We start from the raw sequence: 14,169 nt of genomic DNA, 5'->3' as shown, positions 1-14,169 counted from the left end.
GTTGATAGGCCAGATGTGGAAGCCCGGTAACGGGTGGAGCTGACTGGTACTAATAGGCCGAGGGCTTGTCCTCAGTTGCTCGCGTCCACTGTGTTGGTTCTGAAATAATGAACAGCCGTGATTATGCCCGGTGTTCAAATTTTCATAGTGTTTCGGTGGTCATTGCGTTAGGGAAACGCCCGGTTACATTCCGAACCCGGAAGCTAAGCCTTTCAGCGCCGATGGTACTGCAGGGGGGACCCTGTGGGAGAGTAGGACGCCGCCGAACAATTATTGTGGGAAAGCCCCGCACCCTTGTGGTGCGGGGCTTTTCTGCGTTCCGGCGCCGGAGCCACCCACCCCCGTGCAGGTGCCGGCGGAAGCGGAGGGTAAGGTCGGGGAGCATCATTCGCACGTTCTTCACAGGAGGCCCCCGGGTGGAGGTCCAGGAGACTCGGGTCCAGACGGACAGGGTCCTCACCATCCCCAACATCCTCAGCATGGCTCGCCTTGTCGGGGTACCGCTCTTCCTGTGGCTGATTCTCCGCCCCGTGTTCGGCGGCCCCAACAGTGATGGCTGGGCGCTGCTGGTGCTGATGCTCAGCGGCATCAGCGACTACCTCGACGGGAAGCTCGCCCGGCGGTGGAACCAGATCAGCAGCCTCGGCCGGCTCCTGGACCCGGCTGCCGACCGCCTCTACATCCTCTCGACGCTTGTCGGCCTCACCTGGCGCGAGATCCTGCCGTTCTGGCTCACCGCGGCCCTTCTGGCCCGTGAGCTGATGCTGCTCGTGATGGTGGCCATCCTGCGGCGTCACGGCTATCCGCCGCCGCAGGTCAACTTTCTGGGGAAAGCTGCAACGTTCAACCTGATGTACGCGTTCCCCTTGTTGCTGCTCAGCGACGGCAGTGGTTGGCTGGCTGGCGTGGCCGCCGTTTTCGGATGGGCGTTCGCAGGATGGGGTACAACGCTGTATTGGTGGGCAGGGATCCTCTACGTGGTCCAGGTCCGCCGGCTCGTGAAGGCGGATGCAGTAGCCGACTGAGCTCGTTGACGTGGTGCCGTGCAATGTGGCCGGCCCGCTGTGTGATGTCTTGAATGATGCCCCGACGGGCGAACTCGGCTGACCGTCGTCTCTTCTAGGAGGACGTTTCCGACATGAAGGCCGTCGTGATGGCTGGTGGCGAAGGTACACGCCTGCGCCCCATGACCTCGAGCATGCCCAAGCCGCTCCTGCCCGTGGCCAATCGGCCGATCATGGAGCATGTACTGCGGCTGCTCAAGAGGCATGGGCTCAATGAAACAGTAGTGACCGTCCAGTTCCTCGCCTCCCTCGTCAAGAACTACTTCGGGGACGGCGAAGAGCTCGGAATGGAGCTCACCTATGCCAACGAGGAGAAGCCACTCGGCACCGCGGGGAGCGTGAAGAACGCCGAGGAGGCGCTGAAGGACGACACCTTCCTCGTCATTTCCGGAGACGCGCTCACCGACTTCGACCTCACCGACCTCATCGCCTTCCACAAGGAGAAGGGCGGACTCGTCACGGTCTGTCTGACCCGGGTCCCCAATCCGCTGGAATTCGGCATCACCATCGTCGACGAAAACGGTCAGGTCGAACGCTTTCTGGAGAAGCCGACCTGGGGCCAGGTCTTCTCGGACACCGTGAACACGGGCATCTACGTCATGGAGCCCGAGGTCTTCGACTACGTCCAGGCCGATACCTCCGTCGACTGGTCGGGTGACGTCTTCCCCCAGCTGATGAAGGAGGGCAAGCCGATCTACGGCTACATCGCCGAGGGCTACTGGGAAGACGTCGGTACGCACGAGAGCTATGTGAAGGCCCAGGCCGACGTCCTGGAGCGCAAGGTCGACGTGGAGCTCGACGGGTTCGAGATCTCGCCCGGAGTGTGGGTCGCCGAAGGCGCGGAGGTCCACCCGGACGCCGTGCTCCGCGGCCCGCTGTACATCGGTGACTACGCCAAGGTCGAGGCGGACGTCGAGATCCGTGAGCACACGGTCGTGGGATCCAACGTCGTCGTCAAGACCGGGGCCTTTCTTCACAAGGCCGTGGTGCACGACAACGTCTACATCGGGCAGCACAGCAACCTCCGGGGCTGCGTGGTCGGCAAGAACACCGACATCATGCGCGCTGCCCGGATCGAGGACGGCGCTGTCATCGGTGACGAATGCCTGGTCGGCGAGGAGTCGATCATCCAGGGCAATGTGCGGGTGTACCCGTTCAAGACCATCGAGGCCGGTGCGTTCGTCAACACCTCGGTGATCTGGGAGTCCCGCGGTCAGGCGCATCTCTTCGGAGCCCGGGGCGTCTCCGGGATCCTGAACGTCGAGATCACCCCCGAGCTGGCGGTCCGGCTGGCCGGTGCCTACGCCACGACCCTGAAGAAGGGGGCGACGGTCACCACCGCCCGTGACCACTCCCGAGGCGCGCGGGCCCTGAAGCGGGCCGTCATCTCGGCGCTCCAGGCCAGCGCCATCGACGTACGGGACCTGGAGAACGTACCGCTGCCCGTCGCGCGGCAGCAGACGGCGCGGGGCAGTGCGGGCGGCATCATGATCCGTACGTCGCCGGGCGTGCCCGACTCGGTGGACATCATGTTCATCGACGAGCGGGGCGCCGACCTCTCGCAGGCGCAGCAGCGCAAACTGGACCGGGTCTACGCCCGGCAGGAGTACCGCAGGGCCTTCCCCGGTGAGATCGGGGACCTGCACTTCCCGTCCAGCGTCTTCGACTCGTACACCGGCTCCCTGCTCCGCAACGTCGACATCGCGGGCATCGCCGACTCCGGGCTCAAGGTCGTCGTGGACGCCTCCAACGGGTCCGCCGGGCTCGTGCTGCCCAGCCTGCTCGGGCGGCTCGGCGTGGACGCGCTGACGATCAACCCGGGGCTCGACGAGTCGCGGCCCACCGAGTCCGCCGAGACCCGACGCGCCGGCCTCGTACGCCTCGGGGAGATCGTTTCCTCGGCGCGGGCGGCCTTCGGTGTCCGGTTCGACCCGGTCGGCGAGCGGCTCTCCCTCGTGGACGAACTCGGCCGGATCATCGAGGACGACCGGGCCCTGCTGGTCATGCTGGATCTCGTCGCCGCCGAGCGGCGCAGCGGACGGGTCGCCCTGCCGGTGACGACCACGCGCGTCGCCGAGCAGGTGGCGGCCTACCACGGCACCCAGGTGGAGTGGACGACCACCTCGCCCGACGACCTGACCCGGGTGGGACGCGAAGAGACCACCATCTTCGGTGGAGACGGGCGCGGCGGGTTCATCGTTCCCGAATTCAGCAGCGTCTTCGACGGATCGGCCGCGTTCGTCCGGCTCATCGGTCTCGTCGCCCGCACCCAGCTCACCCTGAGCCAGATCGACGCCCGCATCCCCCGGGCCCACGTCCTGCGCCGCGACCTCGCGACGCCCTGGGCGGTCAAGGGCCTCGTCATGCGCAGCGTCGTCGAGGCCGCCGGGGACCGCAGCGTGGACACCACGGACGGCGTCCGGGTGGTCGAGGCGGACGGACGGTGGATCATGGTGCTGCCCGACCGGGCGGAGGCCGTCACCCATCTGTGGGCGGAAGGCCCGGACGACGCCTCGGCGCAGGCGCTGCTCGACGAGTGGTCCGCCGTCGTGGAGGGCGCGGGCGAGTGACCCGCTGAGGCCGGTGCGCCGGAACTCCCTCTCCAGGGCGTTCCGGTGCACCGGTGGGGCCATTCGGCGGCAGCCGTGGTGACGTGCGACGATGTGCGGCATGTCGCAGCAGCCCCCCGATCGGAGTACACCCTCGCAGCCCGCACGTCCCGACGCCTCCATGTCGCTGCTGAACAACGTGATGGACCACAGCCTCGACGAGGGGTACGCGGAGGCCTCGGCCCGCCGCAAGGCCGACGGGAGCGCGGGGCTGCCCCGTACGCTCAAGTCGAAGCTGGGTCTCGCCGCCGGTCTGGTGGTGGCCGCCCTCGTGGTCACCCTCGGTGCCGCCGAGGCCCAGGTGTCGGCGCCCGTCGTCGCGAAGGAACGCGAAGAGCTGATCGACCGCATCAACGCCGAGACCCGGGCCGCCGACACACTGGAGTCGGACGTCGACGAGCTCCGCCGCGATGTGAGCGAGCGGCAGCGCAAGGCCCTGGAACAGCACGGCGGGGACCAGGGGGAGCTGGTGGCCCTGCTCTCCGGGGCGACCCCCGTCGAGGGCCCTGGTGTGAAGCTCGTCGTGGACGATGCCAAGAACACCGACCAGGGCGGCGGCGGGCCCCGTGAGTCGTCGAGCTTCGCCGATACGGGCCGGGTGCGCGACCGGGACATGCAGCGGGTCGTCAACGGCCTGTGGGAGTCCGGCGCCGAGGCCATCGCTATCAATGGGCAAAGGCTGACGGCTCTGTCGGCGATCCGTGCCGCGGGCGACGCCATACTGGTCGACAACAGACCGCTCGTACCGCCGTACACGGTGCTCGCGGTGGGGGACGGCAAGAAGCTCGCCGCCGCGTTCCGGGACAGCGCCGACGGCCAGTACCTCAACGCGCTCAAGGAGAGCTTCGACATTCGCACCAGCTTGTCCGATCAGGCCGAAGTGCGGCTCCCGGCCGCGCCGAGCCTGATCGTCCGTACAGCAGAGCCGAAGGCCGCCGGCAGTGATGCGGCAGAATCAGGGAAGGGCACATCGTGATCGCCGTACTGGGCCTCGTCGTGGGAGTCGTGGTCGGACTGCTTGTCCGGCCCGAGGTGCCGGCGGTGGTCGAGCCCTACCTCCCGATCGCCGTGGTCGCCGCGCTCGACGCGGTCTTCGGGGGGCTGCGGGCCATGCTCGACGGCATCTTCGTCGACAAGGTCTTCGTGGTGTCGTTCCTCTCCAACGTCGTCGTCGCCGCACTGATCGTGTTCCTGGGCGACAAACTGGGTGTCGGAGCTCAGCTCTCCACCGGTGTGGTGGTCGTGCTCGGTATCCGGATCTTCTCCAACGCCGCCGCGATCCGCCGGCACGTCTTCCGGGCTTGAGGCCGATGAACAACGACGAGAACCCTCGCAACGAACAGCCCGATCAGCCCGATCAGCCGGACCAGCCGCCCCGGCCCGAAGAGCCCGGTCGGCCGGACGGCGGCGTGTCCGCCGCCCCGGACGCCCCGGTGCAGCCGCCCGCCGCCGAGGGAGTCTCCGGACGTCAGCGGCTGCTGGCGGGCCTGTGGCCGCCCCGGCTGAGCCGCGCTCAACTCATCGTCGCCGTGCTGCTGTTCGGGCTCGGTCTGGGGCTGGCCATCCAGGTGCGGTCCACCAGTGACGACAGCGCGCTGCGCGGAGCGCGTCAGGAGGACCTGGTGCGGATCCTCGACGAGGTGGATGACCGGACCCAGCGTCTGGTGGACGAGAAGCAGCGTCTGGACGATCAGCGCACCGAGCTGGAGAACAGCTCGGACCAGGCCGAGGAGGCCCGGAAGCAGACGCTGGAAAAGGAACGGCAGCTGGGGATCCTCGCGGGTACGGTGGCAGCCCACGGCCCCGGTATCACGCTGACCATCAGCGACCCCTTGGGCGCGGTCGCGGCGGACAAGCTGCTCGACACCGTCCAGGAGCTGCGCGCGGCCGGTGCCGAGGCCATCGAGGTCAACGGCGTCCGGGTGGTGGCCAATACGTACTTCGCGGGGGAGGGTGGCGACATCCAGGTCGACGGCAAGAAGATCGAAGCACCGTACGAGTTCAAGGTGATCGGCAAGCCGGAGGACCTGGAGCCCGCCCTCAACATCCCCGGCGGTGTGGTGCAGACGCTGGAGAAGGAGCAGGCCACGGCGGTGGTGGAGCGCTTCGACGACATCGTCGTCGACGCCTTGCGACCGGCGAAGCGGCCTGACTACGCTCGGTCGTCCTCCCCGTGATCGCGCCGGGCCGGAGGGCCGGTGGACGAGGGCGGGAGGTTGCGGGGGGTCGGCGCACCGGATTGGTGGTGCGTGGTGGAAACTGTCGGGTGGATACGGACGTTGTGAAGATGTCCGGGTCGGCAGGTGTGTTCATTCAGGGTTCGTCCTGCCCCACGGGCGGGTCTATGTCGGTCAAGGGGAATCGCCCGTGAAGTTGTTTGCGAAGTTGTTCGGGAAGAGCGCACGCGAGGACAGCAACAGTGCTGCCCGCCACCGTGCTCCGCGCCACGGCCAGGGCGAGGAGCAGGAGGCGGAGCGCCCGCTCTTCCGCGATGAGGTGCCCGGTGACGGCGCTCCGGGTGGTCCCGGCGTGTCGTCCGTTGACCCTGCCGGTGCCGGGCGCATAGGTTTCGGCGAACCATCAACCTCAAGCACGGGTGGAGGGTTCACCCCGGGGGGCTCGTCGATGCCGGTCTGTACGAGGTGCGGTCACCGCAATGCGGAGGCCAGCCGGTTCTGCTCCAACTGCGGCACGCCCTTGCGGGGCGCTGTCCCCGAGCGCGCCTCGGAGACGACGTCCACGATCTCCATCTCCGGTCTTGAGGCGTACGAGGCCGAGGCGACGGGCCAGACGGCTCTGCCCTCGCTCTCCCCGGAGGCTCAGGCGGCCGTCGACGCGCTGCCCGGAGGCTCGGCGCTGCTGGTCGTGCGCCGCGGCCCGAATTCCGGCAGCCGCTTTCTGCTGGACAGCGATCTCACGACGGCCGGCCGTCACCCGCAGAGCGACATCTTTCTCGACGACGTGACCGTGTCGCGGCGTCATGTGGAGTTCCGCAGGGGTCCGGACGGTAGCTTCACCGTGGGTGACGTCGGCAGCCTCAACGGCACCTATGTCAACCGTGAGCGCATCGATTCGGTCCTGCTGTCCAACGGCGACGAAGTCCAGATCGGAAAGTACCGCCTGGTCTTCTATGCGAGCCCGCGGGGCGTGTGACCCGCCCCCGGACCCCGTCCGGGGGGACCCCCAGGAAGGCCCATGCTGCGAACACCGACAGGCGGTGCCGGTGACGGCACCGCCACCGCGGACGCGCACTGGGTGAGCATCGGAACGGTGCTCACCCGGCTGCGCGAAGAGTTTCCGGAAGTCACGATCTCCAAGATCCGCTTTCTGGAGGCCGAGGGGCTCGTCGAGCCGCAGCGGACTCCGTCCGGCTACCGGAAGTTCGCTCCCGGTGATGTGGAGCGCCTCGCGCAGGTGCTCCGCATGCAGCGGGACCACTACCTGCCGCTCAAGGTCATCCGCGAGCACCTGGACGCCCTGGCCCGTGGGGAGGAGCCCGTGCTGCCCTCGCCCGGCGGTCAGCGGGACCTCGGCGACGGCGTCTGGGAGTCCGTCCCCGGCGCGGCGACCGTCGTACGGATCGGGCGGGCCGAGCTCCTGGCGGCGGCCCAGGTCGACGAGGAGCGGCTGGAGGAGTGGGAGTCCTACGGGCTGATCGTCGCGGCTCCCGAGGGCGCCTACGACGCCGAGATGGTGACCGTGGCCAAGCTGGTGGCGGATCTGGGCCGATTCGGTCTGGAGCCACGTCACCTGCGCGCCATGCGGGCCTCCGCGGACCGTGAGGCGGGGCTGGTCGAACAGCTGGTCGCACCGCTGCGCAGGCACCGTAATCCGCAGACCAGGGCCCATGCCGAGGCCACGGCGAACGAGCTGGCCGAGCTCTCCGTACGGCTGCACGCGGCACTCGTCCAGAGCGCTCTGCGCAGCCGTCTGCACTGAGCTCGGCGGAGCCCGACTACCCAAACATGGCGAGCACGTCCTAGGGTTGCTGTGTGAACGAGCTCGACGTTGTCGGTGTCCGGGTGGAAATGCCCTCCAACCAACCGATCGTTCTCCTGCGTGAAGTGGGAGGCGACCGGTACCTCCCCATTTGGATCGGTCCTGGGGAGGCGACCGCCATTGCCTTCGCCCAGCAGGGCATGGCTCCGGCCAGGCCGCTGACCCATGACCTGTTCAAGGATGTGCTTGAGGCCGTGGGCCAGGAGCTCACCGAGGTCCGCATCACGGACCTTCGCGAAGGGGTCTTCTACGCGGAGCTCGTCTTCGCCAGCGGAGTCGAGGTGAGCGCCCGGCCGTCCGACGCCATAGCGCTCGCCCTGCGGACCGGCACGCCGATCTACGGCAGTGACGGCGTGCTGGACGACGCGGGCATCGCGATCCCCGACGAGCAGGAGGACGAGGTGGAGAAGTTCCGCGAATTCCTCGACCAGATCTCACCGGAGGACTTCGGTACCAACAGTCAGTGACCGTCCCGCAAGGGTGTCGTCAGCGCATCCGAAAAGCCTTTCCCGGAAGCGAGACACGGGAAACCACCCTCAGGGTGATTATCACTCGGCGTGCCGAGTGTGGCGATCGTTGACGCACCCCCAGTGACTGCCTACCTTCGAGTGGGCAGGTCAAGGACGGAGGTCGGCGTGAGAAGCAGCGGCGACGGTACGGCGGCGGGTGGGCCGTATCCGCAGCACGGCAGTGGAGCCGACCACGCCATCAGGCAGCCGGTTCAGCCGGCCGCGGTGGCGGCGGGCGGCGGGGCAGCGGCGAGCGATATCGGCTATCGCGGACCGACGGCGTGCGCGGCGGCGGGGATCACCTACCGCCAGCTGGACTACTGGGCGCGTACGGGGCTGGTCGAGCCGAGCGTACGGCCGGCCTACGGGTCGGGGACCCAGCGTCTCTACAGTTTCCGGGACGTGGTGCTCCTCAAGATCGTCAAGCGGTTCCTGGACACCGGGGTCGCTCTGCAGAACATCCGCACCACGGTCCAGCACCTGCGGGCCCGGGGTTTCCAGGATCTTGAGCGCATGACGCTGATGAGCGACGGGGCGACGGTCTACGAGTGCTCCTCGCCCGACGAGGTCGTCAGCCTCCTCCAGGGCGGTCAGGGCGTCTTCGGGATCGCCGTCGGCGTCGTCTGGCGGGATGTGGACGCGGCGCTCTCCCAGCTCCACGGCGAGCGGGTCGACACCGGTGAGACCCTCATCGGCAACAACCCGGCCGACGAGCTGGCCCGGCGCCGCAACCGCGCCGGATGAGCGGCTGAGCGCACCGGACAGGACAGCGGCGGGGCGGCCCGGCACTCCACGGAGTGCCGGGCCGCCCCGTTGTCAGTGGCGTAGGGCAGCATCGGAGGTGTGAGACCCGCGCCGACCATCCTCCACCTGGACATGGATGCCTTCTACGCCTCGGCGGAGCAGGCGGCCAAGCCCAGCCTGCGCGGGAAGGCGGTCGTGGTGGGCGGCCTCGGCCCCCGGGGAGTGGTGGCCACCGCCTCGTACGAAGCACGGCTCCTGGGCGTCCACTCCGCCATGCCGACGGCCCAGGCCCGGCGGCTCGCGCCGAACGCGGCCTACCTGGTGCCCCGCTTCTCGCTGTACCGGTCGGTGAGCGAGCAGGTGATGGAGCTCCTGGGGCGGCTCTCGCCGCTGGTGGAGCCGCTGAGCCTGGACGAGGCCTTCGTCGACCTGGAGGCGGGCGGGGTGGCCGACGACTCCGCTTCGGCCCGCAGGGCGGGGGAGCGGCTGCGCACGGCCATCCGGGTGGTGACCGGGCTCAGCGGCTCGGTCGGCCTCGCCGGTTCGAAGATGCTCGCCAAGATCGCCTCCGAGCAGGCCAAGCCGGACGGGCTCGTGCTCATCGAGCCGGGCACCGAGCGGGAGCTGCTGGCCCCGATGTCCGTACGGACGCTGCCCGGCGTCGGACCCGCCACCGGGGACCACCTCCGGCGGGCCGGCATGACCACCGTCCACGACCTCGCGGAGGCCGGTGAGGCCGAGCTCGTACGGCTGGTCGGCAAGGCCCACGGCCACGGGCTGTACCGGATGGCGCTGGGGCTGGACGACCGGCCGGTGGTCGCCGAGCGGGACGCCAAGTCCGTATCGGTGGAGGACACCTTCGATGTGGACCTGCACGACCGGGTGCGGGTGCGCGCCGAGGTGGAGCGGCTGGCCGTGCGGTGCGTGGAGCGGCTGCGGTCCGCCGACCGGTCGGGGCGCACGGTGGTGCTGAAGGTGCGCCGCTACGACTTCTCCACCCTGACCCGATCCGAGACCCTCAGAGGCCCCACGGACGACCCCACGGTGGTCCGTGAGGCGGCCGCGAGGCTCTTGGAGGCGGTGGACACCACCGGGGGCGTGCGGCTGCTGGGGGTGGGTGTCACGGGGCTCGCGGACTACACCCAGGAGGATCTGTTCGCGCAGGCCGCGGACGCCCGGGAGCGGGCGGAGATGCCCGAGCAGCCGGTCGTCCAGGAGGACGGGGGGCCGGTGGACGAGGAGCCCGAGCGGGAGAGCGCCGAGCAGCTCGCCGCCCGGCGCTGGCCCGCCGGACACGACGTACACCACGCGCTGCACGGGCCCGGCTGGGTGCAGGGGAGCGGGGTGGGCCGGGTGACGGTCCGGTTCGAGGAGCCCGGCGGGCCGGTCGGCCGGGTCCGCACGTTCCGTGTCGACGATCCGGAGCTGAGCCCGGCCGATCCGCTGCCGCTGGTCCGCGAGCCGGTCGACTACTCCTCCTGGCCGGCCAGCCTGCCGAAGTCACGGTCGGGGCCGGTCTCCGCCGCGGGCGGGGAGTCCAGACCGTAATGGCGGTAGAGCTGCAGTTCCTGCTCGGGCGAGAGGTGCCGCCCGACGCCGAAGTCCGGCGCGCCCTTGATCAGCGCGCGGTCGAAGGGGACCCGCAGCTCGTCCTGGACGAATTCGCTGGGTTCCAGCGGGACGAAGGCGTCCCTGCTGAAGAGGCCGGTGCGGACGGCCGCCCACTCGGGGACCCCCGTCGCATCGTCGAGATAGACCTCATCCACCGTTCCGATCTTGGCGCCCTTGCGATCGAAGGCCTTGCGGCCGATCAGGCGGCGCGGATCGATATCGGTCTGCACGGTGCCTCCCACTGGTCGCAGCTGCGCAAGGGGTTCCCCGGCGACTCCAGGGGGCCCTGTCGCTCCACCAGCACCAGACAAGTGCAGATCCGTGGCCTCGGCCACTCGAGGACTGCGCGGGGATGGCCGCTGGTAGGCTGGCAGGTGGCTGCTGACCCCGTGCGGGAGAGTCCTCCGGTGCAGAATCCGGAGGCGCCGAAGGAGCAAATCCTCCCCGGAATCTCTCAGGCCCCCGTACCGCACGGACGAGGTCACTCTGGAAAGCAGGGCGGGTTCGTGCGGGCACATGCCGGGACGGACTCGACCCTCACCGACGGTGAAAGTCGGCACGCCCCCGGGCGGGCCGGTGAAGCTCTCAGGTTGAGATGACAGAGGGGGAGGCCGTTCGGGCACCCGCGCCGTGGTGCCCCTCGCAGGTCGTGACAGACCAGGAGGCCTCCACCATGACCCCCCGTCGCACTCCGCTCTCCCAGCTGGAGCAGGGCATTCCGTTCGAGCAGCGCCACATAGGGCCCGACGCCGAGGCCCAGGCCAAGATGCTCGCCCAGGTCGGCTACGGCTCCCTCGACGAGCTGACCGCCGCCGCGGTGCCCGACGTGATCAAGAGTGCGGAGGCCCTGAACCTTCCCTCGGCCCGCACCGAGGCCGAGGTGCTGGCCGAGCTGCGCTCGCTCGCCGACCGCAACAAGGTGCTCGCCCCGATGATCGGCCTCGGCTACTACGGCACCTTCACGCCGCCCGTCATCCTGCGCAACGTCATGGAGAACCCCGCGTGGTACACGGCCTACACGCCATACCAGCCGGAGATCTCCCAGGGCCGCCTGGAGGCCCTGCTCAACTTCCAGACGATGGTCGCCGAGCTGACCGGGCTGCCCACCTCCGGCGCCTCCCTGCTCGACGAGGGCACCGCCGCCGCCGAGGCCATGGCGCTCTCCCGCCGCGTCGGCAAGGTCAAGAACGGCGTCTTCCTGATCGACGCCGACACCCTGCCGCAGACCATCGCCGTGATCCAGACCCGCGCCGAGCCGACCGGGGTCGAGGTCGTCGTCGCGGACCTCAGCGACGGCATCCCCGCCGAGATCGCCGAGCGCGGTGTCTTCGGCGTCCTGCTCCAGTACCCGGGCGCCTCCGGTGCCGTACGCGCCATCGAGCCCGTCATCGAGCAGGCCCACGAGCTCGGCGCGATCGTCACCGTCGCCGCCGACCTGCTGGCCCTCACCCTGCTCACCTCGCCCGGCGCCCTCGGCGCCGACATCGCGGTCGGCACCACCCAGCGCTTCGGCGTGCCCATGGGCTTCGGCGGCCCGCACGCCGGCTTCATGGCCGTACGTGAGAAGTTCGCCCGCTCCCTGCCCGGCCGCCTCGTCGGCGTCTCCGTCGATGCCGACGGCAACAAGGCCTACCGCCTGGCCCTCCAGACCCGCGAGCAGCACATCCGCCGCGAGAAGGCCACCAGCAACATCTGTACGGCGCAGGTGCTGCTCGCCGTCATGGCCGGGATGTACGCCGTCTACCACGGCCCCGACGGGCTGCGGACGATCGCCCGGCGCACCCACCGCTACGCCACGATCCTCGCCGAGGGGCTGCGCGCCGCCGGTGTGGAGGTCGTGCACGCCGACTTCTTCGACACTCTGACCGTCAAGGTGCCCGGCAAGGCCGCCGACATCGTCGCGGACGCCCGCGAGCGCGGGGTCAACCTCCGCCGCGTCGACGCCGACCACGTCTCCATCGCCTGCGACGAGACCACCACCCGGGCCCAGCTCTCCGCCGTCTGGGCCGCCTTCGGCGCCGACGCCGACATCGAGGCGCTGGACGGTTCGGCCGCCGACGCGCTGCCCGAGGCGCTGCTGCGCTCCGACGACATCCTGACCCACCCGGTCTTCCACCAGCACCGCTCCGAGACCGCGATGCTGCGCTACCTACGCAAGCTCGCCGACCGCGACTACGCGCTGGACCGGGGCATGATCCCGCTCGGCTCCTGCACCATGAAGCTGAACGCGACCGCCGAGATGGAGTCGATCACCTGGCCCGAGTTCGGCGCGCTGCACCCCTTCGCCCCGGCCGACCAGGCCCAGGGCTTCCTCACGCTCATCCGTGAGCTGGAGGAGCGCCTGGCAGAGGTCACCGGCTACGACGCCGTCTCCATCCAGCCGAACGCCGGATCGCAGGGCGAGTTCGCGGGCCTGCTGGCCGTCCGGGCGTACCACCGGGCCAACGGCGACGAGCAGCGCACCGTCTGCCTGATCCCCTCGTCCGCGCACGGCACCAACGCCGCGAGCGCGGTGATGGCGGGCATGAAGGTCGTCGTGGTGAAGACCGCCGACGACGGCGAGGTCGACATCGCGGACCTGCGGGCCAAGATCGAGCAGTACCGCGACGAGCTGGCCGTGCTCATGATCACCTACCCCTCCACCCACGGGGTCTTCGAGGAGCACGTCGCCGACATCTGCGGCGAGGTGCACGACGCGGGCGGCCAGGTCTACGTCGACGGCGCCAACCTCAACGCGCTGGTCGGGCTGGCCAAGCCCGGCAAGTTCGGCGGCGACGTCTCCCACCTGAACCTGCACAAGACCTTCTGCATCCCGCACGGCGGCGGCGGCCCCGGCGTCGGCCCGGTCGGCGTCCGTGCCCACCTCGCCCCGTACCTCCCCAACCACCCGCTCCAGCCCGGCGCGGGCCCGGAGACCGGTGTGGGCCCGATCTCGGCCGCCCCGTGGGGCTCGGCGGGCATCCTGCCGATCTCGTGGGCGTACGTCCGTCTGATGGGCGGCGAGGGGCTCAAGCGCGCCACCCAGGTCGCCGTGCTGGCCGCCAACTACATCGCCAAGCGGCTGGAGCCGCACTTCCCGATCCTGTACAACGGCCCGGCCGGACTGGTCGCGCACGAGTGCATCGTGGACCTGCGGCCGATCTCCAAGGCGACCGGCGTCTCCATCGACGACGTGGCCAAGCGCCTGATCGACTACGGCTTCCACTCGCCGACCATGTCGTTCCCGGTGGCCGGCACGCTGATGATCGAGCCGACCGAGAGCGAGGACCTCGCCGAACTCGACCGGTTCTGCGACACCATGATCGCGATCCGCGCCGAGATCGAGAAGGTCGCGTCGGGGGAGTGGAGCAAGGACGACAACCCGCTCGCCAACGCCCCGCACACCGCCGCCGCGCTCGGTGGCGGCTGGGAGCACGGCTACAGCCGCCAGGAGGCCGTCTTCCCGGCCGGGGTCTCGGCCGCCGACAAGTACTGGCCGCCGGTACGCCGTATCGACGGGGCCTTCGGTGACCGGAACCTGGTCTGCTCGTGCCCGCCGCTGGAGGAGTACGACGGCTGATCCCTTCGGGGCGTACGGCTGACATGCGTCGGGGCCGGTGCGGGGAGTTCCCCGGGCCGGCCCCTTCTCCGTAC

At 69.7% G+C, this 14,169-nt stretch carries 12 protein-coding genes, 2 rRNA genes and 1 riboswitch; of the genes, 13 read left to right on the top strand and 1 reads right to left on the bottom strand.

Translation table 11 applies throughout. The features are described from left to right. The 12 genes from ACFW9Z_RS18510 to ACFW9Z_RS18455 all read left to right on the top strand — a co-directional run. A 23S ribosomal RNA gene (locus tag ACFW9Z_RS18510) occupies nucleotides 1-73 on the top strand; the annotation flags it as partial. 78 nt (nucleotides 74-151) lie between these two features. Next, a 5S ribosomal RNA gene (gene rrf / locus ACFW9Z_RS18505) occupies nucleotides 152-268 on the top strand. A gap of 148 nt (nucleotides 269-416) precedes the next feature. Continuing rightward, a complete protein-coding gene (locus ACFW9Z_RS18500; RefSeq protein ID WP_384641632.1) occupies nucleotides 417-1,025 on the top strand; it encodes a CDP-alcohol phosphatidyltransferase family protein in 609 nt (202 codons plus the stop codon). A gap of 113 nt (nucleotides 1,026-1,138) precedes the next feature. Further along, nucleotides 1,139-3,634, top strand: a complete 2,496-nt coding sequence (locus ACFW9Z_RS18495) for a sugar phosphate nucleotidyltransferase (protein ID WP_384641629.1) — start codon at nucleotides 1,139-1,141, stop codon at nucleotides 3,632-3,634. A 100-nt stretch (nucleotides 3,635-3,734) separates the two neighbouring features. Continuing rightward, nucleotides 3,735-4,649 (top strand): DUF881 domain-containing protein, encoded by a 915-nt coding sequence (locus ACFW9Z_RS18490; RefSeq protein WP_384641626.1) that lies wholly within the window; start codon nucleotides 3,735-3,737, stop codon nucleotides 4,647-4,649. Further along, complete coding sequence (locus ACFW9Z_RS18485) at nucleotides 4,646-4,978, top strand: small basic family protein (RefSeq protein WP_003970459.1); 333 nt, start codon at nucleotides 4,646-4,648, stop codon at nucleotides 4,976-4,978. The genes ACFW9Z_RS18490 and ACFW9Z_RS18485 overlap by 4 nt, the downstream gene beginning before the upstream one ends. A 5-nt stretch (nucleotides 4,979-4,983) precedes the next feature. Then, nucleotides 4,984-5,850 carry a DUF881 domain-containing protein gene (locus ACFW9Z_RS18480; RefSeq protein WP_384641623.1) on the top strand — a complete coding sequence of 289 codons (867 nt, stop codon included), beginning with the start codon at nucleotides 4,984-4,986 and terminating at the stop codon, nucleotides 5,848-5,850. 190 nt (nucleotides 5,851-6,040) lie between these two features. Then, the gene (locus ACFW9Z_RS18475) at nucleotides 6,041-6,826 is read left to right on the top strand and encodes an FHA domain-containing protein (protein ID WP_384641619.1); all 786 of its coding nucleotides are present in this window, start codon (nucleotides 6,041-6,043) and stop codon (nucleotides 6,824-6,826) included. A 42-nt stretch (nucleotides 6,827-6,868) separates the two neighbouring features. Beyond that, complete coding sequence (locus ACFW9Z_RS18470; RefSeq protein ID WP_384641616.1) at nucleotides 6,869-7,612, top strand: MerR family transcriptional regulator; 744 nt, start codon at nucleotides 6,869-6,871, stop codon at nucleotides 7,610-7,612. A gap of 53 nt (nucleotides 7,613-7,665) precedes the next feature. Further along, nucleotides 7,666-8,139, top strand: a complete 474-nt coding sequence (locus ACFW9Z_RS18465) for a bifunctional nuclease family protein (protein WP_006123076.1) — start codon at nucleotides 7,666-7,668, stop codon at nucleotides 8,137-8,139. Nucleotides 8,140-8,307: 168 nt separating this feature from the next. Beyond that, the gene (locus ACFW9Z_RS18460; RefSeq protein WP_384641614.1) at nucleotides 8,308-8,925 is read left to right on the top strand and encodes a MerR family transcriptional regulator; all 618 of its coding nucleotides are present in this window, start codon (nucleotides 8,308-8,310) and stop codon (nucleotides 8,923-8,925) included. 99 nt (nucleotides 8,926-9,024) lie between these two features. After that, entirely contained in the window at nucleotides 9,025-10,473 is a 1,449-nt protein-coding gene (locus ACFW9Z_RS18455; RefSeq protein ID WP_384641611.1) for a DNA polymerase IV, read from the top strand. On the opposite strand, the gene ACFW9Z_RS18450 is transcribed toward ACFW9Z_RS18455, so the two are convergent. Further along, the gene (locus ACFW9Z_RS18450) at nucleotides 10,395-10,766 is read right to left on the bottom strand and encodes a PRC-barrel domain-containing protein (RefSeq protein ID WP_384641608.1); all 372 of its coding nucleotides are present in this window, start codon (nucleotides 10,764-10,766) and stop codon (nucleotides 10,395-10,397) included. The two genes, ACFW9Z_RS18455 and ACFW9Z_RS18450, sit on opposite strands and share 79 nt — an antisense overlap. Before the next feature lie 152 nt (nucleotides 10,767-10,918). After that, a riboswitch (glycine riboswitch) is annotated at nucleotides 10,919-11,016 on the top strand. A 193-nt stretch (nucleotides 11,017-11,209) separates the two neighbouring features. On the opposite strand from ACFW9Z_RS18450, the gene gcvP reads away from it, so the two are divergent. After that, nucleotides 11,210-14,095, top strand: a complete 2,886-nt coding sequence (gene gcvP, locus ACFW9Z_RS18445; protein WP_384641605.1) for an aminomethyl-transferring glycine dehydrogenase — start codon at nucleotides 11,210-11,212, stop codon at nucleotides 14,093-14,095. The last annotated feature ends 74 nt before the right edge of the window (nucleotides 14,096-14,169 follow it).

The organism is Streptomyces sp. NPDC059452 (genome assembly GCF_042750035.1).
Taxonomy (GTDB): domain Bacteria; phylum Actinomycetota; class Actinomycetes; order Streptomycetales; family Streptomycetaceae; genus Streptomyces.
Note: the sequence above shows the minus strand (reverse complement) of the source record. Positions and strands in the feature narration are given on the sequence as shown.